This is a genomic window from Paraburkholderia sp. RL17-347-BIC-D, from assembly GCF_046027915.1.
Taxonomy (GTDB): Bacteria; Pseudomonadota; Gammaproteobacteria; order Burkholderiales; family Burkholderiaceae; genus Paraburkholderia.
In genome coordinates this window covers 1-666 of record NZ_JARESS010000226.1, presented here as the reverse complement: position 1 = coordinate 666, position 666 = coordinate 1, and the positions used below count along the sequence as shown (strand labels likewise).

The following is a 666-nucleotide window of genomic DNA, read 5'->3' as shown; positions in this document are numbered from 1 at the left end:
TTGCCGGTCTATGGCGACGGTCAGAACGTGCGCGACTGGCTGTATGTCGGCGACCATTGCAGCGCGATCCGCGAAGTGCTCGCGCGCGGCACGCCGGGCGAGACGTACAACGTCGGCGGCTGGAACGAGAAGAAGAACCTCGAGGTCGTGCATACGCTGTGCGATCTGCTCGATCAGTTGCGTCCGAAGGCGGGCGCGTCGTACCGCGATCAGATCAGCTATGTGAAGGATCGTCCGGGCCACGACCGCCGTTATGCGATCGACGCCCGCAAGCTCGAACGCGAACTCGGCTGGAAGCCTGCGGAAACATTCGAAACGGGCCTCGCGAAGACGGTGCAGTGGTATCTGGACAATCAGGAGTGGTCGGACGAAGTCGCCTCCGGCGACTATCGCAAGTGGGTTGAGACCAACTACGCGCAGCGCGCGTAAAGGCACGGCAATGGCGCGCAAAGGCATTATTCTCGCGGGCGGCTCGGGCACACGCCTGTATCCGATCACGCATGTGGTCTCCAAGCAGTTGCTGCCCGTGTACGACAAGCCGATGATCTACTATCCGCTCTCCACGCTGATGGTGGCGGGCATTCGCGACGTGCTGATCATTTCGACGCCGCAGGACACGCCGCGCTTCGAAGCGATGCTGGGCGACGGCAGCCAGTGGGGCATGAA

At 62.6% G+C, this 666-nt stretch carries 2 protein-coding genes; both read left to right on the top strand.

The genetic code is table 11. The features are described from left to right. Positions 1–429, top strand: a 429-nt coding sequence (locus P0D96_RS48295; RefSeq protein ID WP_408321433.1) for a GDP-mannose 4,6-dehydratase, incomplete at its 5' end; no start/stop codon positions are given. A gap of 10 nt (positions 430–439) precedes the next feature. After that, a partial coding sequence (locus P0D96_RS48290) for a sugar phosphate nucleotidyltransferase (RefSeq protein WP_408321431.1) occupies positions 440–666 on the top strand: 227 nt, incomplete at its 3' end.